20 protein-coding genes are annotated in these 20782 nt (G+C 72.6%); 4 read left to right on the forward strand and 16 right to left on the reverse strand.

Going from position 1 to position 20782, the window contains the following annotated elements; translation table 11 throughout:
• Positions 1-18: 18 nt before the first annotated feature.
• Together ACH01S_RS15210 and ACH01S_RS15215 are read right to left on the reverse strand one after the other, a co-directional pair.
• Positions 19-537, reverse strand: a complete 519-nt coding sequence (locus tag ACH01S_RS15210; protein WP_169809267.1) for a superoxide dismutase family protein — start codon at positions 535-537, stop codon at positions 19-21.
• Between the two features lie 248 nt (positions 538-785).
• On the reverse strand, positions 786-2966 hold the full coding sequence (locus ACH01S_RS15215) for an MMPL family transporter (RefSeq protein ID WP_067891269.1): 2181 nt from the start codon (positions 2964-2966) through the stop codon (positions 786-788).
• A gap of 156 nt (positions 2967-3122) precedes the next feature.
• On the opposite strand from ACH01S_RS15215, the gene ACH01S_RS15220 reads away from it, so the two are divergent.
• Entirely contained in the window at positions 3123-3857 is a 735-nt protein-coding gene (locus tag ACH01S_RS15220; protein ID WP_067891272.1) for a TetR/AcrR family transcriptional regulator, read from the forward strand.
• On the opposite strand, the gene ACH01S_RS15225 is transcribed toward ACH01S_RS15220, so the two are convergent.
• The 7 genes from ACH01S_RS15225 to ACH01S_RS15255 form a co-directional block, all read right to left on the reverse strand.
• Complete coding sequence (locus ACH01S_RS15225; protein WP_067891275.1) at positions 3848-4843, reverse strand: sensor histidine kinase; 996 nt, start codon at positions 4841-4843, stop codon at positions 3848-3850. The genes ACH01S_RS15220 and ACH01S_RS15225 overlap by 10 nt on opposite strands.
• Entirely contained in the window at positions 4840-5526 is a 687-nt protein-coding gene (locus ACH01S_RS15230; protein ID WP_246236639.1) for a response regulator transcription factor, read from the reverse strand. The genes ACH01S_RS15225 and ACH01S_RS15230 overlap by 4 nt, the downstream gene beginning before the upstream one ends.
• Positions 5527-5646: 120 nt before the next feature.
• Complete coding sequence (locus ACH01S_RS15235) at positions 5647-6954, reverse strand: cation:proton antiporter (RefSeq protein ID WP_067891280.1); 1308 nt, start codon at positions 6952-6954, stop codon at positions 5647-5649.
• On the reverse strand, positions 6926-8323 hold the full coding sequence (locus ACH01S_RS15240) for a cytochrome P450 (RefSeq protein ID WP_067891283.1): 1398 nt from the start codon (positions 8321-8323) through the stop codon (positions 6926-6928). Before ACH01S_RS15240 ends, ACH01S_RS15235 begins: the two co-directional genes overlap by 29 nt.
• Positions 8317-9366 carry an alpha-hydroxy acid oxidase gene (locus ACH01S_RS15245; protein ID WP_067891286.1) on the reverse strand — a complete coding sequence of 350 codons (1050 nt, stop codon included), beginning with the start codon at positions 9364-9366 and terminating at the stop codon, positions 8317-8319. Before ACH01S_RS15245 ends, ACH01S_RS15240 begins: the two co-directional genes overlap by 7 nt.
• A 1-nt stretch (position 9367) precedes the next feature.
• The gene (locus ACH01S_RS15250) at positions 9368-10951 is read right to left on the reverse strand and encodes an NAD(P)-binding domain-containing protein (protein ID WP_218010266.1); all 1584 of its coding nucleotides are present in this window, start codon (positions 10949-10951) and stop codon (positions 9368-9370) included.
• Between the two features lie 82 nt (positions 10952-11033).
• Entirely contained in the window at positions 11034-12554 is a 1521-nt protein-coding gene (locus ACH01S_RS15255; RefSeq protein ID WP_067891288.1) for a class I adenylate-forming enzyme family protein, read from the reverse strand.
• 98 nt (positions 12555-12652) lie between these two features.
• Here ACH01S_RS15255 and ACH01S_RS15260 point away from each other — a divergent pair, with 98 nt between their 5' ends.
• Positions 12653-13342, forward strand: a complete 690-nt coding sequence (locus ACH01S_RS15260; protein ID WP_067891291.1) for a sulfotransferase family protein — start codon at positions 12653-12655, stop codon at positions 13340-13342.
• A 3-nt stretch (positions 13343-13345) separates the two neighbouring features.
• Here the strand turns inward: ACH01S_RS15260 and ACH01S_RS15265 are convergent, their stop codons facing one another.
• Both ACH01S_RS15265 and ACH01S_RS15270 read right to left on the reverse strand, forming a co-directional pair.
• Positions 13346-14758 carry an APC family permease gene (locus ACH01S_RS15265; protein WP_067891294.1) on the reverse strand — a complete coding sequence of 471 codons (1413 nt, stop codon included), beginning with the start codon at positions 14756-14758 and terminating at the stop codon, positions 13346-13348.
• A 99-nt stretch (positions 14759-14857) separates the two neighbouring features.
• The gene (locus ACH01S_RS15270; protein WP_067891297.1) at positions 14858-15994 is read right to left on the reverse strand and encodes an ABC transporter substrate-binding protein; all 1137 of its coding nucleotides are present in this window, start codon (positions 15992-15994) and stop codon (positions 14858-14860) included.
• A 48-nt stretch (positions 15995-16042) separates the two neighbouring features.
• On the opposite strand from ACH01S_RS15270, the gene ACH01S_RS15275 reads away from it, so the two are divergent.
• Positions 16043-16504, forward strand: coding sequence for a MarR family winged helix-turn-helix transcriptional regulator (locus ACH01S_RS15275; RefSeq protein WP_218010267.1), 462 nt, complete (start codon positions 16043-16045; stop codon positions 16502-16504).
• A 60-nt stretch (positions 16505-16564) separates the two neighbouring features.
• On the opposite strand, the gene ACH01S_RS15280 is transcribed toward ACH01S_RS15275, so the two are convergent.
• From ACH01S_RS15280 to ACH01S_RS15295, 4 genes are all read right to left on the reverse strand, one after another.
• Entirely contained in the window at positions 16565-17290 is a 726-nt protein-coding gene (locus tag ACH01S_RS15280; RefSeq protein ID WP_148344328.1) for a hypothetical protein, read from the reverse strand.
• 219 nt (positions 17291-17509) lie between these two features.
• Positions 17510-17761: a DUF397 domain-containing protein gene (locus ACH01S_RS15285; protein WP_255220198.1), complete on the reverse strand. Its 252-nt coding sequence runs from the start codon at positions 17759-17761 to the stop codon at positions 17510-17512.
• Positions 17762-17914: 153 nt separating this feature from the next.
• Complete coding sequence (locus ACH01S_RS15290) at positions 17915-18166, reverse strand: DUF397 domain-containing protein (protein WP_246236641.1); 252 nt, start codon at positions 18164-18166, stop codon at positions 17915-17917.
• Complete coding sequence (locus ACH01S_RS15295; RefSeq protein ID WP_067891309.1) at positions 18163-19020, reverse strand: helix-turn-helix domain-containing protein; 858 nt, start codon at positions 19018-19020, stop codon at positions 18163-18165. The genes ACH01S_RS15290 and ACH01S_RS15295 overlap by 4 nt, the downstream gene beginning before the upstream one ends.
• 202 nt (positions 19021-19222) lie before the next feature.
• Between ACH01S_RS15295 and ACH01S_RS15300 the strand changes: the two genes are divergently transcribed.
• Entirely contained in the window at positions 19223-19483 is a 261-nt protein-coding gene (locus ACH01S_RS15300; protein ID WP_067891312.1) for a hypothetical protein, read from the forward strand.
• A 55-nt stretch (positions 19484-19538) separates the two neighbouring features.
• On the opposite strand, the gene moeZ is transcribed toward ACH01S_RS15300, so the two are convergent.
• On the reverse strand, positions 19539-20720 hold the full coding sequence (gene moeZ, locus ACH01S_RS15305; RefSeq protein ID WP_067891315.1) for an adenylyltransferase/sulfurtransferase MoeZ: 1182 nt from the start codon (positions 20718-20720) through the stop codon (positions 19539-19541).
• Positions 20721-20782: the final 62 nt, after the last annotated feature.

Below are 20782 nucleotides of genomic sequence, written 5' to 3' on the forward strand. Positions count from 1 at the left end.
TCCTCGACCGGGAACCGACTAGAACGGGACGGTCGTGCAGATGTTCCGCGCGCCCGCGTCGCCCGTGTCGTGGTTCGTGGGCTTGGCGTGGATGACGAGCGCGCCCGCCGCGCCCTTGGCGACCCGCCAGTTCACGATCGACCCGGACCTGCTGACGCCGTCCTTGTCCACGGTGGCGTCGAGCCAGATCTCCTTGTTGTGCATCGGCTCGTCGGGCTTGGCGTCCGGGTTCTGGTAGTGCGGCCCGGCGTCGGCGGGGTTCGGCCCGCACTTGTTGACGTGGACGTGCACGCCGAACGTCTTGCCGACGGCGTCCTTCGGGAAGCCGGACGCGTAGAGCCGGACCTCGGTCTTGTTCTCCGCGCGGACGACGGTGATCCGGGTCTTGACGTCCTTGTAGGCCTGGTCGTACACGTACGACGGGCCCTTGACGACGATCCTGTCAGGGCAGCCGTGGGCCAGGGCCGGGTTGGCGAGCGCGATGACTGCGGCGCCTGCGGCGGCCAGCGGGGCGGCGGCGCGCACGGATGGGCGCATGACGTTCCTCTCCCATACGACGGGGTCTGCGACTGGGCGTGATCGGGCCACCGGCGCCCGGGACCGGTGGCTCACGATCATGCCCGGCGGGCCGGGGCGGTCGCCCCGCGCGCCGATGCGGGAGTCGACGAGAGGCGCGAGTCGCGCGCCGAGCGGTCCGGTTCTCCCGGCGGGCGGTCGGCGCGCGGGCCGGAGAAGGCCGGTGGCCGATGCCTCTGACGAGACACCGGCCACCGGGGGAGGGGAGGTCAGCTCACGGGCTCCAGCGGAGCGGACGGAGGGGCGGACGGCGAGGCCGGTGCGGGCGCGTCGCCCTCGCGGATGCCGTACCGCCGGTACAGCCGGGCGAGCGGGCCGGGGGCCCACCAGTTCGCGCGGCCGAGCAGCCGCATCGTCGCGGGCACGAGCAGCGCCCGGACGACGGTCGCGTCCAGCAGGATCGCGACGGCCATCCCGACCCCGACCATCTTGATGAACGACACGCCGGAGGTGGAGAACGCGCCGATGACGACGATGAACAGCAGCGCCGCGCTCGTGATGATGGAGCCGGTGCGCTGCACGCCCGCCGCGACGGCGGCCGTGGTGTCGCCGGTCAGGTCGTACTGCTCGCGGACCCGCGACAGCAGGAACACCTCGTAGTCCATGGAGATCCCGAACAGCATGGCGAGCATCAGGATCGGCATGGCGGGGGAGATCGCGCCGGTCGCGGTGAAGTCCAGCAGGCCGGACAGGTGGCCGTCCAGGAAGATCCAGACGACCACGCCGAACGTCGCCGACAGCGACAGCATGTTCATCGCGATCGCCTTCAGCGGCAGCACCACCGACCCGAACGCGAGGAACAGCAGGACGAACGTCGCGCCGCCGACGAACAGGGCGAGCCACGGCAGCGTCGAGCCGATCCCGCCGAGCTGGTCGACGACCTCGGCGGTGACGCCGCCGACGTGGGACTCGGCGCCGGGCGGCGGCGGGACGTCCCGGACCGCCTTGACGAGCGAGCGGGCCTTGTCGGAGTTCGGGTCGGCGTCGTGGCGCAGCGCGATCCGGGTGGTGGCGCCCTTGGCGCCGGTCACGGTCGCGGAGGTGATGCCCGGCACCGCGGCCAGGCGGTCCCCGTACGCCTGGACCGCGGCCCGGTCGGACGTGCCCGTCACGATGGCCTCGATGGGGCTCGTCCCGTTTCGGGGGAACTGGGTCTCCAGCGTCTCGGAGACGACCCGCGCGTCCGCGCCCTCCGGGAGCGCCTTGGCGTCCACGCCGCCCCAGTTGATGTGCAGCAGCGGGGAGCCGAGCGCGAGGAGCAGCGCGCCGGTCGCGACGACGTAGCCGATCGGGCGCCGCATGACGCTGTGCGCGAGCCGACCCCACAGGCGGCCCTGCTCGCGGGCCGGGGACGCCTTGCGCCGCCGGACCGACAGCGCGTTCACCTTCGGGCCGAGGACGGCGAGCAGCGCGGGCAGCACGGTCAGCGCGCCGACCATGCAGACGAGCACGGTCGCGATGCCGCCGTAGCCCATCGAGACGAGGAAGTTCTGGTTGAACAGCAGCAGCCCGGACAGCGACACGGCGACGGTCACGCCGGAGACGGCGACGGTGCGCCCGGCGGTGGCCATGGTGGCGGCGAGGGCGTCCTCGGCGGACGCGCCCTCCCGGCGGACCTCCTCGCGGAAGCGGCTCACCATGAACAGCCCGTAGTCGATGGCGAGGCCGAGCCCGAGGAACGTGGTGATGTTCACCGCGAAGATCGACACGTCGGTGACGTAGGTGAGCGCGTGCAGCGCGGTGAACGAGCCGAGGATCGCGAAGCCGCCGATCAGCAGCGGCAGGCTCGCCGACACCAGCCCGCCGAAGATCAGCACGAGCAGGACCAGCAGCACCGGCATCGCCATGCCCTCGGCGCGCGCGATGTCGGACGAGACCCGCGAGTTGATCGCGTCCCCGGTGCCGACGTTGCCGCCGACCTTGGCGGTGAGCCCGCCGCCGACCTCGGTCAGGTCGTCCTTGATCTCCTTGTAGTTGTCGCCGCGGGCGCCCTCGTCGGCACCGGCGAGCTGGAGGACGGCGTAGGTGGCGGTGCGGTCCTTGCTGACGAGCTGCGGCGAGTGCGTCGTCCAGTAGGTGGTGGTCCCAGCGATCTTGTCCTTCGGCAGGGCGGCGAGCGCCCGCTCGACGGCCGCCCGGTAGCCGGGGTCGTCCACGGACGTGCGCCCCTGGTAGAGGATCACGACGTCGGCGGCGTCCCGGCCGAGGTCCCGCTCGACGATCTGCGCCGCCTTCGCGCTCTCGCTGCCCGCCTCGTCGAAGCCTCCGCCGCCGCCGAGGGCGCCGAACACGCCCGTCCCCCAGACGCCGGCGAAGACCAGGGCGGCCCCGGCGATCGCGAGGACCCAGCGGCGGCGCCGGTGGACCCATCGTCCCCATCGATCGAACATCGTCTGCTCCCGCTCAGTAACGCCATGTAAGATTGGTGAACGCTGTAAACTGCGAACAGCGTTAACTTTGCATACGGCGTTCGCTTTCGTCAAGGGCGTTCTTGGGGAATCATCGGAGGGCGGCCGGACGGCAGGCCGCGGACCAGGGAGGGCGACGTGGGAACCCGACGCGACAGGTTGCGCGCGGCGACGGTCAAGGAGATCTCCGAGACCGCCCGGTGGATCCTCGTCGAGCAGGGGCCCGAGGCCGTGACGCTTCGGGCCATCGCCCGCGAGATGGGCATGACGGCCCCCGCGCTCTACCGGTACTTCGGCAGCCACGGCGAGCTGCTCAGGCACCTCGTCGGGGAGCTGTTCAACGAGCTGACCGGCGAGCTGCACGCGGCCATGCACGCGGTGGCGCCGGGCGACATGAGCGGCAAGTTTCTCGCGGTGTCCCGCCAGTTCCGGTACTGGGCGCTGGCGCATCCCCGCGAGTACGCGCTGCTGTTCGGCGCGCCCGTGCGCGGCGCGGACAGCGAGGAGGTCGACTTCGCCGACGAGTGCGCCCGCCGGTTCGGCTGGACGTTCATGACCCTGTTCCTGGAGCTGTGGAAGAAGAGCCCGTTCCCCGTCCCGCCGGACGAGGAGATCGACCCCGCCCTGCTCCCGCAGCTGCGCCGCTACCGCGACGAGGTCGTGGAGGTGGAGCTCCCGCTCGGCGTGATCCAGGAGTTCCTGAGGTGCTGGATCAGGTTGCAGGGCGGCGTCAGCCTCGACGTCTTCGGGCACCTGGACTTCGCGCTGGACGACGCCGAGCCCATGTTCGAGCTGATGCTCCGGGAGACCGGCGAGACGCTCGGCCTGAAGTACACCCCGCCCGCCCCGTCAGCCCCGCCCGATCAGGGCTGAGCGGCGGCGGGGAGCCGGACGGTGAACGCCGCCCCCGCGCCCGGACGGCCGTGGGCGGTGAGCGTGCCGCCGTGGCCGTCCACCACCTCGCGGGCGAGGGCGAGGCCGAGCCCGAGGCCGCCCGTCCCGGCGGGACGGACCGGCGGCGCGCCCGCGAGCAGCCGGGGCGCGTCGCGCGGGTCGAAGCCCGCGCCGTCGTCGCGGACGGTCAGCTCCACCGTCCCCGGCGTCGCGGCCAGCGTCAGCCGGATGTGGCCGCCCGGGCTCGTGTGCCCGAGCGCGTTGTCGACCAGCGCGGACAGCACCCGCCGCAGCGCGGGCTCCGACCCCCGCACGACGGCGCCGCCCCGGCCGCGCCCGGCCGCGCCGACCTCGATCGTCACACCGCGCTCGCGGGCGCGGGGCGACTCGGCGGCGGCCAGCTCGGCGGCCAGCGCGCCGAGGTCGACCGGGCCGAGCGCGGCGGGCCGCCGCCCGATCCGGGCGGACGTCAGCAGGTCCTCGACGACCTCGCCGAGCTGCCGCGTCCCGGCCACGAGTCCGTCGAGGTCCCCGGCGAGGTCGGCGGCGAGGTCGGTGGGCACGGCCGCGCCCGGCCCGGCGCGCAGGCGGCGGGCGGCGAGCTGCGCGCGGGTGTGCAGCCGGGTCAGCGGGGCGCGCAGCTCGTGGCCGACATCGGCCGCGAAGCGGCGGCGCCGGGCGAGCGCCGCGTCGACGGGCGCGAGCGTCCGGTCCGCGACGGCGCGGCCGAGCAGCAGCGCGGCGGGCAGGCCCGCGATCTGCGCGGCGGCGAGCGCGCGGCGCAGCCGGCGGCGGGCGGCGGCGTCCAGGCCGGGCGCGGCGGCGGCGTAGACGGCCGGGCCGAGCGCGGCGAGCAGCAGCGCGGCGCTCCCGGCCGCCCCGGCGGCGACGCGGCGGCGGGCCCGGTCGAGGAGCGGCCGGTCCGGGTCCGGGACGGGCTGCCGCCGCCCGGCGCGGCCGGTCACAGCTCGCCCAGCCGGTAGCCGACGCCCCGGACGGTCCGCACCACGTCCGCGCCGAGCTTGGCCCGCAGGTAGTAGACGTAGGTGTCCACGATCGACTCCGTCCGCGCCTCGTCGAACACGCGCTGCCGCAGCGACGCGCGGGTGTGCACCTGCGCCGGACGGGTGGCGAGCGCCATCAGCAGCCGCGCCTCCTGCCCGGACAGCGCCACGTGCTGCCCGGTCGGCAGCCGGACGAGCCGCGAGCGCGGGTCGAGCCGGCCGGCGCCGAGCGGCAGCACCTGCGCCCGGTCGAGGTGCCGCCGGTGCAGCGCCCGCACCCGGGCGAGCAGCTCGTCGATCTCGAACGGCTTCACGAGGTAGTCCTCCGCGCCCGCGTCCAGCCCGGCGACCCGGTCGGCGACCGAGCCGAACGCGGTCAGCACCAGCGCGGGCGCGGTGACGGCCCGGCCGCGCAGCCGCCGGACGAGCTCCACGCCGTCCAGGACGGGCAGGCCCCGGTCGATCACCATCGCGTCGTAGTCGCGGCTCAGCCCGAGGTGCAGCCCGCGCTGGCCCTCGGCGGCGAGGTCGACGGTGTATCCGTGCTCGCCGAACAGGGCGGCCAGCATCCGCGCGAGCTCATGGTCGTCCTCGACGATCAACAGCCGGCGTGGCGGGCCGCCGGGTTCCGTTGAATCGGCCACGCCACAACGCTCCCACCGCCGCCGCCGGGGGGCCATAGGTCCGGGCAATACTGGACAACTTTCTTAAAATTTGAACCGATTCGCCCGCCGGCTCGTCTTCTCTTGATCAACTTTGTGCGGTCAGGCCGCCTCCGGGACGGCCTCCGGCTCGGCCGGGACGCGGGTGCGCTCCAGCCGCTCGGGCAGCGCCAGCCGGTACAGCGGGACGGCGCTCGCCGTGGTGATCACCGCGACCAGCACCAGCATCGCGAACAGCTGCCGGGTGATCATCCCCTGCGCCAGCCCGATGTTGATGAAGATCAGGATCATCAGCCCGCGCGCGTTCATCAGCCCGCCGACCGCGTAGGAGTCGCGCCGGTCGAAGCCGAGCCCGCGCATCGCGAGCGCGCAGCCGAAGTACTTCCCGCAGAACCCGGCGGCCATGATCGCGAGGAACGCGAGCAGCATGGTCCCGCCGGTGATGCCGCCCAGCTCGGTGTTCAGGCCGGAGAAGGCGAAGAACACGGGCAGCAGCAGGGTCGAGACGACGCCCATCATCCGGGCGTGCAGCACCCGGCGGAACGCCGGGTCGCGGGGCATGGCGAGCCCGGCGACGAACCCGCCGAACACCGAGTAGACGCCGATCCAGTCGGTGATCCAGCCCGCCGTGAGCGGGACGAGCACGACGGCGTACAGCGCCGTCGGGCCGAGCGAGCCGGTCCGGCCGACCTCCCGGCCGAGCGGGCGCAGCAGCCGCGCGACCGGCAGCAGCATCACCCCGGCGAACACGGCGGCGAGCACGATGGTGCGCAGCGCGCCGTCCGGTCCGGTGCCGAGGCGCCACGCCGACAGGACGGCGAGCAGGCACCACGCCGCCGCGTCGTCGATGGACGCGGCGAGCAGCGACAGCCGGCCCAGCGGGGAGTTCTCCAGGCCCCGCTCGTACAGGATCCGGGCCAGCATCGGGAACGCGGTCAGCGACAGCGCGCCGCCGACGAACAGGGCGAAGTGCCAGCGGCTGACGTCCGGCCGCGACAGCGTCCCGTACAAGGCCGCGCCGACCGCGAAGCCGAGGGCGAGCGACGGCACGATCCCCGACAGCGCGAGGACGGGCGCGCGGCGGCCCTCGCCCGGCGTCCGGGAGCCGTGGTCGAGGCCCGCGCCGACGAGGAACATGTAGAGCGTCAGCCCGAGCGTGCTCAGCACATACAGGACGGGCCTGACCTGCGGCGGGAACAGGGCCCGCTGGCCGTCCGGCCACACCTGCCCGAACAGCGTCGGGCCGAGCAGGACGCCCGCGACCATCTCGCCGAGGACGCGCGGCTGGCCGACCGTGAGGGCGAGCCGCCCGCACGCCCACGCGGCGAGCAGGATGACGACGAGCGCGGGCATCACGTCGAGGACGAGCGCGAGGTTGGGGTCAGCGGGAGCCGCTGCGGTCGGGAGCATGGCTCTTCTCCATCTGCGCGAACTGGGCGAAATGGCGCTCGCAGAGCCGCTGCCGCCGCGCGTCCCAGACCATGTAGGTGCCGAGGACGAGCTGGACGAGGCTGCGCCACACGTCCTCCACCCGGTCACGCGACCAGAGGAACAGGAGCGCGGCGCGGCGCGTCCGGGCCGGCGCCCCGCGCGGGACGAGCAGGCACGGCCCCCGGTTGGGGAGCGAGCGGGTGTGCGCCGCCGCCGTCGCGAGCGCGTACCGGCGGACGGTCTCGCGGGCCGCGGCCCGCATGGTGAGGGGAGCGAGCCGCCAGGCCGGGCACGGCCGGTTGGCGGGCATGCCGAACGGGATGTGGTTGACCTCGCGGGCGGCCGGGCCGTCCCGGAACCGCTCCGGGCAGAACCGGTCGGGTTCCGCGAACCCGGCGCGGTGGAACTCGGGGTAGCCGAAGCAGAGCACCGAGCCCTCGGGCAGGGTGGTCCCGCCGCCGAGGTCGATGTCGCCGGTGGTGATGCGGTGCGCGACGCCGAACAGCGGGTAGAGCCGCAGCGTCTCCTGCAGCACGCGGTCGAAGGCGCGGTCGTCGCCGGTGAGCGCGGTGGCGGCGGCGTCCGGGTGGCGCGCGAGCACCATCAGCAGGTGCGCCATCGCCTCCGACATCTGCACGACCGCCGTGTTGAAGAACGTTCCTTGCAGGTAGTACGCCTGCTCCTCGGCGGAGAGGCCGTCCGGGAGCGGGTGCCGGACGTCGCCGAGCCGCCCCCGCAGGTAGCGGGTGAGGCGGTCCCGCCGGGCCATGTGGCGGAGCCCGCAGCACTTCAGCGCGGTGACGACGTCGTCGGCGTTCCCGACGATCAGGTCGCGGGCGGCGCGCGGGCACGGCTCGCCGAACACCAGCTCGAAGTAGAACTCGGCCCAGACCGGCATCATGAGGTCGCGCAGCCGGACGAGCCGGGCCCGGTCCCCGGCGTCCTCGGCGCCGACCTCCTCGTCCAGGACGCGAGAGACGCACCGGCGGGCCAGCTCCTCGGCCTCCGCGCGCGGGACGGCGAGGAACCGCCGCGTCGCCCGCGCCACCGCGTCGTACCGCTCGCCCGCCTCCAGATGCTCCTGGTGGACGTGGGCGCCCGGCGACAGCCAGTACCAGAACAGGTCCGACAGGACCGCGCCCCGGCTCCGCCCGCCCGCCGCCGGGTGGGAGTACACCTCCCGGAACAGGCCGACGCCGACGAGGTCGCCGGGCACCGGGATGCCCTCGCCGCCGTTGATCCGGGCGAACACCCGGCCGCGCAGCGCGACGACCCGGCCGGGCAGCCACCACGGCAGGCTCGCCAGCACCGCGAGCACCGCCGCCGGGACGGCGAGCGCGGTCAGCATGGCCGCCGCACCAGGTCCGCCCCGAGGTCGTGGACGGACCGCGCCCCGCACAGCGCGAGCGCCTCCTCCACCTCGGTCCGCAGCAGGTCGAGGACGCGCCGGACGCCCCGCTCGCCGTCCGCCGCGAGGCCCCACACCACGGGCCGCCCGACCGCGACGGCGGACGCGCCGAGCGCCAGCGCCTTCAGCACGTCGGTGCCGCGCCGGACGCCGCCGTCCAGCAGCACCGGCACGGTCCCCGCCACCGCCTCCACGACGTCGGGCAGCGCCTCGACCGCCGCCGGGACGGTGTCGAGCTGCCGCCCGCCGTGGTTGGACACGATCAGCGCGGAGACGCCGTGGCCGAGCGCCCGCCGCGCGTCCGCCGGGTGCAGGACGCCCTTCAGCACGATCGGCAGCGACGTCATGTCCCGGAGCCGGTCGACGTGCTCCCACGAGATCGCCGGGGAGAACTCGATGGGGCGGACCCGGCCGGTCCCGTCGCGCATGTTCGCGCAGCACAGTCCGGCGGGCAGGTCGTGGAAGCCGTGCCGCTCGTCCCGGTCGCGGCGGCCCCGGACGGGCGAGTCGGCGGTGACGACGAGCGCGCCGCACCCCGCGTCCTCGGCCCGCCGGACGAGCAGCTCGGTGAACGCCGGGTCCGGCTGGACGTAGAGCTGGAACCACAGCCGGGCGCCGGGCGCGGCGGCGGCGACGTCGGCGACCGCGACCGTCGCCGCCATGCTCACGATCATGATCGTCTCGGCGGCGGCCGCCGCCCGCGCGGTGGCCTTCTCGCCCTCCGGGTGGGCGAGCCGGTGGAACGCGGTCGGCGCGACCAGCACCGGCGCGGCGGCGCGGTCGCCGAGCAGGGTCACCCCGAGCTCCGGCTTCTCCGCGCCGCCGAGCACGCGGGGCAGCAGCGCGAGCCGCCCGAACGCGGCCTCGTTGGCGCGCAGCGTCACCTCGTCGCCCGCGCCGCCCGCGAAGTAGTCGTAGTGCGCCGGGTCGAGCCGCGCGCGGGCGGCGGCCTCGAACTCCCGGACCGACGTCGGCGGCCGCACGTCACACCGCCGTCGCCCTGGCCGCCTGCCGGGCGAAGAACGCCCGCAGCGGCTCGACGTGGACCTCCTCGGACGTCCACTCGTTCTCCAGGTTCTCCGTCACGTGGTGGACGGCCACGACCTCGCCGTCCACGTGGTGCCGGACGATCGGGTGCAGGTAGTGCCCCTCGTGCGCCCGCTCCGAGTCGCTCTGACTGATCCGCGTGACCGCTATGTCGAACGGGTCGACCTTGTCGTGGTCGGGCCCGTAGTCCAGCGTGATCGTGAAGTGCCCGCGCGGACGCCCCGGCACGGCCGTCGCGACCGGCTCGTCCAGGTCGGCGGGGACCTCCTCCAGGTACCGGGCCCCGCCCGCGTGGTCCAGGACGATCATGTCCGCGAGCACGCCGAACTGCTGCCACAGCCCCGAGCTGCGGTTGACGCGGGCGAGCACCGCCGCCGCGAGCTCCGCCGGGTCGGCGGTGAGCGCGGCGCCCGGCCACGCGGCCCCGTGGTAGCGGGACTCCAGGACGCGGTGCAGCGCCCGCGTCCCGTACCGGAACCCGTGGATGAACCCGCTGGTGCCGTGCTTGAAGTCGCGCGACTGGGTGAGCGTCCCGGCGAAGTACATGCCGGGGACGTCGACCGACTCGTAGGCGGCGGTGAGCGCGGGGAACCGGCCGTTGATCGTCAGCGCCGGACGGCAGCGCGGCGTGAAGATCGAGGCGTCCAGCGCGAAGCCGGTGCAGACGATCACGTGGTCGTAGGGGATGTCCTTCGTGACCTCGTCCGCGCGGGCGAAGGCGACCGTGGCGAGGTAGCCGCCGCCGGGCCGCCGCTCGATCCGCCTGACCTCGCCGTCCAGGATCGCGTTCTGCGACTTGAGCTGGTAGGTGTCGAGGAAGTTGTTGTTCACGGCGCGCAGGTGGCCGACGAAATGCGTCCGCCACGCGAGCTTCACCGAGTGCGGCCCGGCGACGTGGATCACCGCCGCCGTCTCGATCAGGTTCTCCGCCGTCTCGAACGCCGAGTTGCCCTTGCCGAGGACGAGGACGCGCTTGTCCACGTAGTCGCGCGGGTCGGTGGAGTGGTCCCCGTACAGCTCGGCCGTCTCGATGCCCGGGATCGGCGGGACGTTCGGCCGCCCGAACCCGGTCGCGACGACCAGCCGCTCCGCGACGTGGACGCCGCCCCGGTCGTCGGTGACCTGGAAGCGGCCCTCGGGGTCCTTCGCCACCTCGACCGCGCGGGTGCCGTAGGCGATGTCCAGCCCCCGGCGCTCGGCGAAGTCCGCCAGGTAGCGGACCATCTCGTCGGCTGGCGGGAAGTACCGGTCGGAGTAGCGGGTGAACAGGAGCTCCGGGTCGTCGGAAAGCAGCGAGTTCCAGTCCATCCGCAGGTTCAGCTCCGGGTCGGCGGTCCCGGTGTGCTTCTTGTTGTTGGAGATCAGCGTCCGGTGCCGCGGGTACGTCCGGAAGAACGTGCCGGGCCCGGGGCCCGCCTCCAGGATCAGGTACGCGCGGCGCGCCTCGGTCAGGAAGTGGCCCAGTTGCAGGCCCGCCGGTCCGGCGCCGATCACCAGGTAGTCCAGGGGTTGGTTCGCCACGACACCCTCCGCCACGACGATGTGATTGAACGGTCAACCCAAGTGAAATCGCCGAATCTCAGAGGTTGATCAGAAACGTTCGTCAAGAGGCCGGGGGCCGGAGGCGGGGGCCGTGGGCGGCGAGGAGGGCCCGCTTGTCGGGCTTCCCGCTCGGCGCGGCGGGCACGCCGCCGACGACCGTGATCGTCTTCGGGACGTTGTCGTCGCCCAGCTCGTCCCGGACGAGCGCCGCCATCTCGGCCAGCGCCGCGCCGCCCGGGGCCCGGCCGCGCGCCGGGACGACGAACGCGTGCACGGCCTCGCCGGTCTCCTCGTCCGGCGCGCCCGCCACGTACGCCTCGGCGACGTCGGGGTGCCCGGCGAGGACCCGCTCGATCGGGCCCGCGTACACGACCATCGCGTTCACCATGACCGCGTCGCGGACGCGGCCGTCCAGGTGGAGGTAGCCGTCGGCGTCGAAGTGGCCCAGGTCGCGGGTGCGGAGGCGGCCGTCCCGCAGGACGTCCCTGGTCTCGTCGGGGTCGTCCCAGTAGCCCGTCATCTGGTAGGGGCTGCGGACGTGGACCTCGCCCGTCACGCCGGTCGGGGCCGCGCGGCCGTGCTCGTCCCGGACGCTCACCTCCACGCCCGGATGCGGGCGGCCCACCGAGGTCAGCCGTCCGGCCGCGACGTCGGCGGGGGTGAGCACCGACACCGAGCCCGCCTCCGTCTGCCCGTACCCGTTGTAGACGACCGGGCCGAGCCGCTCGGCCGCCTCCGCCAGCCGGTGCGGGCCGAGCGGCGACCCGGACACCATCAGCGCCCGCAGGGTCCGGACGTCCGGCGCGCCGCCGCCGCTCAGCAGGTCGAGCATCTGCCCGAACCTCGGGACGGTCACGATCGACCCGGTGATCCCGTACCGCTCGATCGCGTACGGGAACAGCGGGCGGCCGTCGTCCTCGGGGATCACGGCGGTGCCGCCGCCGAGCAGGCACGGCGCGAGGAACTCCAGCACGACCATGCTGGCCAGCGTCCCGAACAGCAGGTACCGCTCGAACGCGTCCGCGAACGCGGCGGCGGCCGGGCCCCACGCGGCCGGCTGCCACGCCCAGTGCGCGCTGAGCGCCCGGTAGGTGACGGCGCAGCCCTTCGGCCGCCCGGTGCTGCCGCTCGTGTAGGCGAGCAGCGCCGTGTCGTCCGGACGGGCCAGCACGTCGAGCGTCGGACAGCGCGCGGCGGCGAGGTCGTCCAGCCGCAGCACCCTGGCGGACCCGGCGGCCGCGAGCAGGCCGGGCGTCTCGGTCGCGCGGTCGACGACGAGGGCGTCGACGCCCGTCCCCAGCACGTGCGCGAGCTGCCCCGGCGGGTATCCGGGCCGGACGCCCACGACCCGGCAGCCGCGCACGTGCGCGGCGAGGTGCGCGGCGAACGCCTCCGGTGACACGGCGGTGCGCACCGCGACGCCGTCCCCCGGCCCGAGCCCCGCGTCGCGCAGCGCGCCCGCCATCGTCCCGGCGAGCTCCAGCAGCTCGCCCCGGGTCACGAGCCGGTCGCCGTGCTCGAACGCCGCCGTGCGCGGCGATTCCAGGAGCGCGCCGAGAAGGGGACGCGGGAAAAGGCTCATTGTCCGGCTCCCTGATTCCACGCAGAATGCTTGAGCACCGAAGAAGTTACGCGGCACGGATCAGAACGGGATCAGAACCGGACCGAAGGCGGACCAGAGTGCTCACGGTGATCGGCGCGGGGTTCGGGCGGACGGGCACGGCCTCGCTGAAGGCCGCCCTGGAGCGGCTCGGCCACGGCCCCTGCTACCACATGTCCACGGTGATCGCCGAGCCGCGCCGCGTCCGGCAGTGGCTCGACGTGGGGGAGGGCCGCGCGGCCGACTGGGACGCGCTGTTCGACGGCTTCCGCGCCGCGATCGACTGGCCCGCCGCGTCCTACTGGCGGGAGCTCGCCGCGCACTACCCGGACGCGAAGGTGATCCTGACCGTCCGCGATCCGGCGCGCTGGTACGACAGCGTCAGCTCGACGATCTTCGCCCGCGCGCTCGCCGAGCGGCGGCTCCCGCCGCGGCGCCGGATGGTCCGGTGGCTGGTGGCGCGCCGGTCGCCCGACTTCGCCCTCTACCCGAGGATGGCCCGCGCGACCGTCTTCGACCGCGTGTTCGGCGGGCGAATCGACGACCGCGAGCACGTCCTCGCCGTGTTCGAGCGGCACGTCGCCGAGGTGAAGGAGGCGGTCCCGGCCGAGCGGCTGCTCGTCTTCGACGTCCGGGACGGCTGGGCGCCGCTGTGCGCGTTTCTCGGCGTCCCCGTCCCGGACGAGCCGTTCCCCGAGTCGAACGAGCGCGCCGCCTGGCACCGCAAGCGTCCGCGCAGGCTGGCGCGCCTGCTCCTGCGCGGACGCTGAGGCTTACTCCGCGCCGCCGTCCCCGTCGCCCGAGATGCCGGACAGCGCCGGACGCCGGTGCAGCACGAGCAGCCCGATCAGCACGGCGACGCCGATGCCGAGCCAGACGAAGCCGAGCTCCTGCGCGGCGACGTCCGCGTTGTAGACGACGTAGCCGAGGATCCCGAACCCGGCGGCGGGCGCGATCAGGTGCCGCCACCAGTCCCGGCTCCCCGACCGGACGACGTAGTGGACGACGACCGACACGTGCAGCACCAGGAACGCCGTCATCGCGCCGAAGTTGACCAGCGAGCTGAGCAGCGTGATGCCGTCGTCGCGGTGCTCCATGTAGAGGCCGAGCGCCATCGAGACCGCCGCGACCAGCAGCGTCGCGTTGACCGGGACCTGCCGCCTCGGGTCCACCTTGGCGAGGAAGCGGGGGAGCTGCCGGTCCCGCGCCATCGCGTACAGCAGCCGGGACGTCGCGGCCTGCGCGACGAGCGAGTTCGCGAAGCCCCACGCGATCGCGGTGGCCGCCGCCGTGAGTTTGGCGAGCCAGACGCCGCCCGCGACGTCGGCCGCGTCGTAGAACGCGGTGCCCTCCGCGTCGCCGTTCTTGATCAGCCCGTCCGGGTCGGCGACCAGCAGCGACGCCACCCACGTCTGGACGATGAACAGCACGCCGACGAGCAGCAGCGCCGCGACCATGGACCGTCCGATGGCGCGGGCCGACTCGCGGTTCTCCTCCGCGAGCGTCGAGATGCCGTCGAAGCCGAGGAAGCTCAGCACGGCGATCGACACCGCGCCGAAGACGAGGCTCCAGGAGAACGTCGCGCCGTTGTAGATCGGATGGAACCCGCCGCCGCCGTGGCCCTTGCCCTGCGCCAGCGCCACGACGCCGATCACCAGGAAGACCGCCAGCACGATCAGCTCCGCGACCAGCATGATCCGGTTGATCCGCGCGGTCATCTCGATGCCGAAGTAGTTCACGGCGGTGTTGAGCAGGACGAACGCGACCAGCCAGAGCCACACCGGGACGTCCGGCACGAGCGAGTTCATCGCCACGCTCGCGATCAGGTACAGCAGGCTCGGCACCAGGACGTAGTCGAGCAGGATCATCCAGCCGGACAGGAACCCGACCGGCGCGTTGAGGCCCCGTCCGGCGTAGGTGTAGACCGAGCCCGCCATCGGGAACGCGCGCGACATCTGCGCGTACGACCCGGCGGTGAACAGCATGGCGAGCATCCCGATCGCGTAGGCGAGCGCGACCATGCCGCCCGAGCCCTGGAAGACGCTGCCGAAGATGCCGAACGGCGCGATCGGCACCATGAAGATCAGCCCGTAGACCACCAGGTCCCGGAAGCCGAGCGAGCGCCGGAGCTCCTGGGTGTACCCGTAGCGCTCGATGCCCTCGGGCTGCGCTGAATCGACGGCCATTGGCGGTCCTTCCTCCGGCGCCGCCCTGATCGGGCCGCCGGTCCAGCGCGCAGCCTAGAGACATTCCTTTCAAATGGAAAGCTTTAACGAACAAGCAGTTCACAGGCGTGCGACGACGGTGAGGTCGAGGCCGTCCGCCCGGGCCAGATAGCCGTCCGCGGACGGCGGTCCAAGCGGCGAGGCCCACCACGCCCGCCGCACCGCCGGGTCGCCCGCGGCGGCGAGCAGCCGGGCCGCCGCGCCCCGCGCCCGGCGCGGGGTCAGCGCGCCCGCGGCGGCGAGCGCCGCCAGCAGGTGGACGCCGTCGTAGCAGCCCTCCGCGTACGTGTCGAGGACGGGACCGGCGGCGCCGAACGCCGTCCGGTAGCGCTCGGCGAGCGCGAGCCGCCGCTCGTCGCCCTGCCCGGCGAACGACCGCATCGCCGAGTACAGCTCCCCGGTGTCGTCCCCGCCGCCCGCAAGGAGGACGTTCTCCTCCAGCGCCCCCGACAGCCGCACCACCCCGGTCGCCAGCCGCGACGCCGCGAACACCCGGTTGAACAACGCGAGGTCGCGTCCGACCAGGTTGACCAGGACGGCCTGCGCGCGCGCCAGGGCGATGGCGTCCACCAGCTCCTCGAAGCCCGTCTCACCGGCCGCCCACGGGAAGGGGAGCAGCCGGTCGAGGACGACCGTGCCGCCGAGCGAGCGGACCGTCCGCGAGGCCACCCGGTGCACCGACTGCGGCCAGATGTAGTCGCTGCCGACCAGCGCCCACCGCCGCAGGCCCCGCCGCTCGGCCAGCCGCAGCATCGCGGGGGTGAACTGCCGTCCGGGCGAGTCGCCGAGCAGCACCACCCCGGCGCCGCGCGGGCCGCCCTCGTGCGGCGGCGTGAACACGTAGGGGGCGCGTCCGGCGAGCGCCGCCTCCAGGGCCCGGTGGACGTCGCTCGTGTGGAACCCGACGAACGCGTCGACCAGCCCCGCGTCGGCGAGCAGCCGGGCGTCGTCCGCGACCGCGCCGGGCGCGCGCCCGGCGTCCACCGGCACCAGCTCGACGCGCCGCTCCAGCGACGCCGCCGTGTTCACCTCGGTCGCCGCGAGGCAGGCCGCGCTCAGCCCGGACGGCCCGGTCAGCCCGAGCGACCCGGACAGCGGGAGCAGCAGCCCGAGCCGCAGCGCCGCCGGGTCCGGCCCGGCGACCAGCAGTTCCATGCTGTCCCTGACGACTGTGCGCACGACCGCCGAACTGTTCATGACCCGGCAAGTATGCTCTGGACGGGGCCCGGACGGCGAGGAGGAACAGTGGCGGAGCGGCACGAGACGACCCTGGAGCGGACGACCGGCGCCGGACTCGCCGAACTCGTCGACCTCCTGACCCGCACCCAGCGCGCCCTGGCCCGCGGCCTGGGCGCCCTCCTCGACGAGGAGGGCATGTCCGTCGAGCAGTGGCGGGTGCTGCGCGCCCTCGCCCACGCCGACGACGTCTCGATGGGCGAGCTCGCCGTCGTCGTCGAGATCCCGCACCCCACGCTGACCAGGCTCGTCGACTCCCTGGTCGACTCCGCCTTCCTCTACCGCACCCACTCCGCCCGCGACCGCCGCCGGGTGTCGGTGCACGTGTCCGAACTGGGCCGCGCCAAGCTCACCCGCCTGGACGCGCTGGCCCGCGCGCACGAGCGCTCCCTCGCCGAGCGGTACGGGTTCGAGACCGTCCACGACCTGTCCGCGCTGCTGAGCCGCTTGTGGAACGAACCACATAGTTGACGCTTCAGCCGCCTCGCGTCCATTCTCGGACGCGAAGCGGCCGAACTCATTTCCCGGCTATCAGCGCACCTGGACGTAGTCGTCCCGGGACGCCTGCTTGTCGAAACGGCTCGTGCCGGGGAAGTAGGCCCGCCACGTCCCGGACGCCTTGGCCGTGAACCCCTTGCGGAAGTCGCCGCTGGAATTCGTCTTCGCGGACCCCATGTACGTCCAGGTCTTTCCGCCCTTCGGACGGAAATAGATCCGCATGCTCTTGCCCGAGTACCCCGTGTAACCGGTGCCGATGTTGTTCACGCGGCGCAGCCGCCCCGACACGTACAGGGTCTTGCCCTTCCGAACCGGTTCGGGCGCCGCGTTGAAGTTCTGGACGACGGTGTCGAGCTTCTCGTACCAGTAGTCCTCGCGGCTGCCGAGCGCCTTTCCGCTCTTGTTGTAGGCGACGACGCGGATCCGGTATTTCCCGGCGTCCTGCGGAACGGTCGCGCAACCGACTCCATAACCGACCTGGTAACCGGGAAGGACCCGGTTGTACGGGGGCCCGGTCTCCCCGTCGGGGCCGATGAGGCTGACCTTGGAATAGGCGACCGTGGAACCTTCGGTGCCCCACACCCACACGTCCATCGCGCAGGACTTGCTGTACTCGCCCTTGCTGACGGACAGGTGCCTCGGCACCTCGATGCGGAACTTCAGCGTCTCGGCACCGGCGGCGCCGCCCGCGCCGACCAGCACCCCCGCGGCCACGGCCACCGCCGCACCCCCGGACACGACCCGGTGTTCAATTTTCATGAACGAAGATCATGCCACCCCGCCGCCAATTTCTCCACGACTTTTCGAAGCCCGCCAGAATCCCGCGACTTAGAGGGATGCTGCCTTATCAACTGCGGCCAGCAGGCGCAGGTCGGCTCTCGCACCGCCCCCGCCGTACCCCCGGAGCCGTCCTCCGGATTGTTCCCCCACCCGGACCTCCGGGCGGTATAGGGACTTGGCGCGTCCGGCGGCGTTCCTCTACTTGGTGAAGAAGTCGAATTCTCCGTTGCGGACGCCTGCGAGGAAGGCTTCCCATTCGGCGCGGGTGTAGAGGATGAGTTCGGCGTCGGGGCGGTGGCTGTGGCGGACGGCGACACGGTCGGTGCCGTCCGTGAGCGGTCCGGCTTCGACGCAGTTGCCGCCGTTGTTGGGGCTGTAGGTGCTGATGTGCCAGGGGATGGTCGTGCGTTCTTGAGGGGAGAGTGTCTCGTGTTTCTCTGCCTTGCTCACTGCCATTCCTCTTCTCCACGGCTTTCCGCCCGGAGCCGTCCCCCAGAGTGTCCCCCCAGTCGCCCCTCCGAGCGGTATGGGGGCTTGGCGCGTCGGGCGGCGTTCCTTGATGGTTGGCTGGCCGCGCTCGTGAACAGGGGGCCGACGGTGCCTCTAGTTGGTGAAGAAGTCGAATTCTCCGTTGCGGACGCCTGCGAGGAAGGCTTCCCATTCGGCGCGGGTGTAGAGGATGAGTTCGGCGTCGGGCCGGTGGCTGTGGCGGACGGCGACGCGGTCGGTGCCGTCAGTCAGGGGGCCTGCCTCCACGCAGCTACCGCCGTTGTCGGGGCTGTAGGTGCTGATGTGCCAGGGGATGGTCGTGCGTTCTTGAGGGGGGAGTGTCTCGTGTTTCTCTGCCTTGCTCACTGCCATTCCTCTGCTATCGCCAGGAGTTGGTTGGCCGACTCGGTTGGGCCGAGGGCTCGGGCCTCATGCCCAGCGTGGGCCTCGTCGAACCGCTTGGTTTGGGGCGATTCGATGTAGATGGCACCTGCCATCGTCTCGGTGTACGCGACTTCTGGGAAGGGGGTCGGCAACTCGAAGATTGAGAAGGTGCCGTGCGTGCTGGCCGGTGTGCCCGCGCGGAAGGGGAGGACGCGGACGTCCACCGAGGGATCGGCCGAGCGCTCGGCGAGGTGGCGGAGTTGCGCCTCCATGATTCGGGGGTCACCGATCTGGCGGTGCAGGACCGCCTCGTCCAGGACGACCGAAAGCCGGGGCGGCTGCTCGCCCGCCAGGATCTCCTGTCGGGTCATCCTCAGTTCGAGCCAGCGGTCGATCTGGTCGGACGTCGCTCCAACCTCGTTGATGCGGATCACCTCCCTCGCGTACTCCGGCGTCTGGAGCAGGCCCGGAACCACGATGGTGGCGTATGAGCGGATGTGCGTGGCGCGGGATTCCAGCCAGATGTAGTCGATCAGCGAACCGGCGACATCGTCGGCGTAGCCGTCCCACCATCCCTTTTGCCAGACGTCCTTGCTGAGGTTGAGCAGCTTCTCTCGCAATGAGGCGTCCGAGATGCCGTACAGGTCGAGAAGCGCGAGGAGATCCGGACGGCGGATCGGATAGAAGCCCGTCTCGTACCGGCTGACGGTTCCGGTGTCTCGCTGGAGGTATTCGGCGGCGTCTCTGAGCAGGATGCCTTTGCTGTCGCGTAGCTCGCGGAGTTGCTGCCCCAGCCATTGGGAGCGCAGGGTCCCCGGTCGTGGTGTGGCCGCCATCTCGTCGGTCCTTCCGAGCGCCCGAAAAGATCAGTTACTAATTGTCCAACGCAACTTGCTTCACGCCATGTGTAATGCAAGTATACGCAGAGTGCAAGGGGTTGCGCAGAGAGTTGCAAAGATCATCTGAAGAGAAGGCCGGGACGGAGCTGTGCTTGGCGGCTACGTCCGTCCCGGCCGTCGCTCGGAAGGGAGCACCCGGATGGATGACGTCCACGAATCCGAACAGACGCCTGTCTACCACGCGGTGGACGCGGGGACGAGCGAGGCGCCGCGGCTGTTCGTCCTGGTTCAGGAGGACCTCGACGAGGACTACGCGGTGATCCGGGAGGTCGTGGCCTACGGGATCGCGCTGCCGGGCGGGGCGGCGGCGACCGTCTTCGCGCGGGGCGGTGGGTTCGGGCGGTGGATCAGTCCGGAGAGCGCGTCGCGGAGGTTGCACTCCGAGCTGGTCTGGGTTTGAGAACGCGGAAGACCCCGGAACCTCCGCGACGGGGTTCCGGGGTCTTCGTGTCAGGTCAGTAGCTCGGCTGGGACGGGTCGATCTGGTTGACCCAGGCGAGGATGCCGCCGCCGACGTGGACGGCGTCGGCGAAGCCCGCGTTCTTGACGACCGCGAGGGCCTCGGCGGAACGCACGCCCGACTTGCAGTGCAGGACGATCTTCTTGTCCTGCGGCAGCCGCTCCAGCGCCGACCCGTTCAGGAAGTCGCCCTTCGGGATCAGCGTCGCGCCCGGGATCGAGACGATCTCGTACTCGTTGGGCTCGCGGACGTCCACCAGGAAGATGTCCTCGCCGCGGTCCTGCATGCCCTTCAGGTCGAGGACGGTGATCGTGGAGTCCTGCGCGGCCTCGGCGGCCTCCTCGGAGACCGCGCCGCAGAACGCCTCGTAGTCCTCAAGCAGCTCGGTCTGCGTCGGGTTCTTCCCGCACAGCGGGCACTCCGGGTCCTTGCGGACCTTGACCGACCGGTACGTCATCTCCAGCGCGTCGTAGATCATCAGGCGGCCGACGAGCGGCTCGCCGATGCCGGTGAGGAGCTTGATCGCCTCGTTCACCTGGATGGAGCCGATCGACGCGCAGAGCACGCCGAGCACCCCGCCCTCGGCGCAGGACGGGACCATCCCGGGCGGCGGCGGCTCCGGGTAGAGGCAGCGGTAGCAGGGTCCGTGCTCGGCCCAGAACACCGACGCCTGGCCGTCGAACCGGTAGATCGAGCCCCACACGTACGGCTTGCCGAGCAGGACGGCCGCGTCGTTCACCATGTAGCGGGTGGCGAAGTTGTCGGTGCCGTCGAGGATCAGGTCGTAGCCGGAGAAGATGTCCATGATGTTGTCGCGGTCGAGCGCGGTGTTGTGCACGACCACGTCGATCAGCGGGTTGATCTCACGGACGGTGTCGGCCGCCGACTCGACCTTCGGCTTGCCGAGGGACGACTGCCGGTGGATGATCTGGCGCTGCAGGTTGGACTCGTCCACGACGTCGAAGTCGATGACGCCGAGCGTGCCGACCCCGGCGGCGGCGAGGTACAGCAGGGCCGGAGAGCCGAGCCCGCCCGCGCCGACGACCAGGACCTTGGCGTTCTTCAGGCGCTTCTGCCCGGACATGCCCACGTCGGGGATGATCAGGTGCCGCGAGTAGCGGTTGACCTCGTCGCGGGTGAGCTCCGCTGCGGGCTCTACCAGAGGTGGCAACGACACGGTGGACGCTCCTGTGCTGGGCTCGTTCGAAGGGCGGGGCCGGACGGCGGGTGTCACCGTCC

The sequence above is a fragment of the Actinomadura chibensis NBRC 106107 genome (genome assembly GCF_001552135.1).
Taxonomy (GTDB): domain Bacteria; phylum Actinomycetota; class Actinomycetes; order Streptosporangiales; family Streptosporangiaceae; genus Spirillospora; species Spirillospora chibensis.

Excerpts from the sequence above, each read along its gene's own strand:
- ACH01S_RS15210 (WP_169809267.1), bottom strand. The coding sequence starts at position 537 with ATGCGCCCATCCGTGCGCGCCGCCGCCCCGCTGGCCGCCGCAGGCGCC.
- ACH01S_RS15215 (WP_067891269.1), bottom strand. The coding sequence starts at position 2,966 with ATGTTCGATCGATGGGGACGATGGGTCCACCGGCGCCGCCGCTGGGTC.
- ACH01S_RS15235 (WP_067891280.1), bottom strand. The coding sequence starts at position 6,954 with ATGCTCCCGACCGCAGCGGCTCCCGCTGACCCCAACCTCGCGCTCGTC.
- ACH01S_RS15240 (WP_067891283.1), bottom strand. The coding sequence starts at position 8,323 with ATGCTGACCGCGCTCGCCGTCCCGGCGGCGGTGCTCGCGGTGCTGGCG.
- ACH01S_RS15255 (WP_067891288.1), bottom strand. The coding sequence starts at position 12,554 with ATGAGCCTTTTCCCGCGTCCCCTTCTCGGCGCGCTCCTGGAATCGCCG.
- ACH01S_RS15265 (WP_067891294.1), bottom strand. The coding sequence starts at position 14,758 with ATGGCCGTCGATTCAGCGCAGCCCGAGGGCATCGAGCGCTACGGGTAC.
- ACH01S_RS15270 (WP_067891297.1), bottom strand. The coding sequence starts at position 15,994 with ATGAACAGTTCGGCGGTCGTGCGCACAGTCGTCAGGGACAGCATGGAA.
- ACH01S_RS15280 (WP_148344328.1), bottom strand. The coding sequence starts at position 17,290 with ATGAAAATTGAACACCGGGTCGTGTCCGGGGGTGCGGCGGTGGCCGTG.
- ACH01S_RS15295 (WP_067891309.1), bottom strand. The coding sequence starts at position 19,020 with ATGGCGGCCACACCACGACCGGGGACCCTGCGCTCCCAATGGCTGGGG.
- ACH01S_RS15300 (WP_067891312.1), top strand. The coding sequence starts at position 19,223 with ATGGATGACGTCCACGAATCCGAACAGACGCCTGTCTACCACGCGGTG.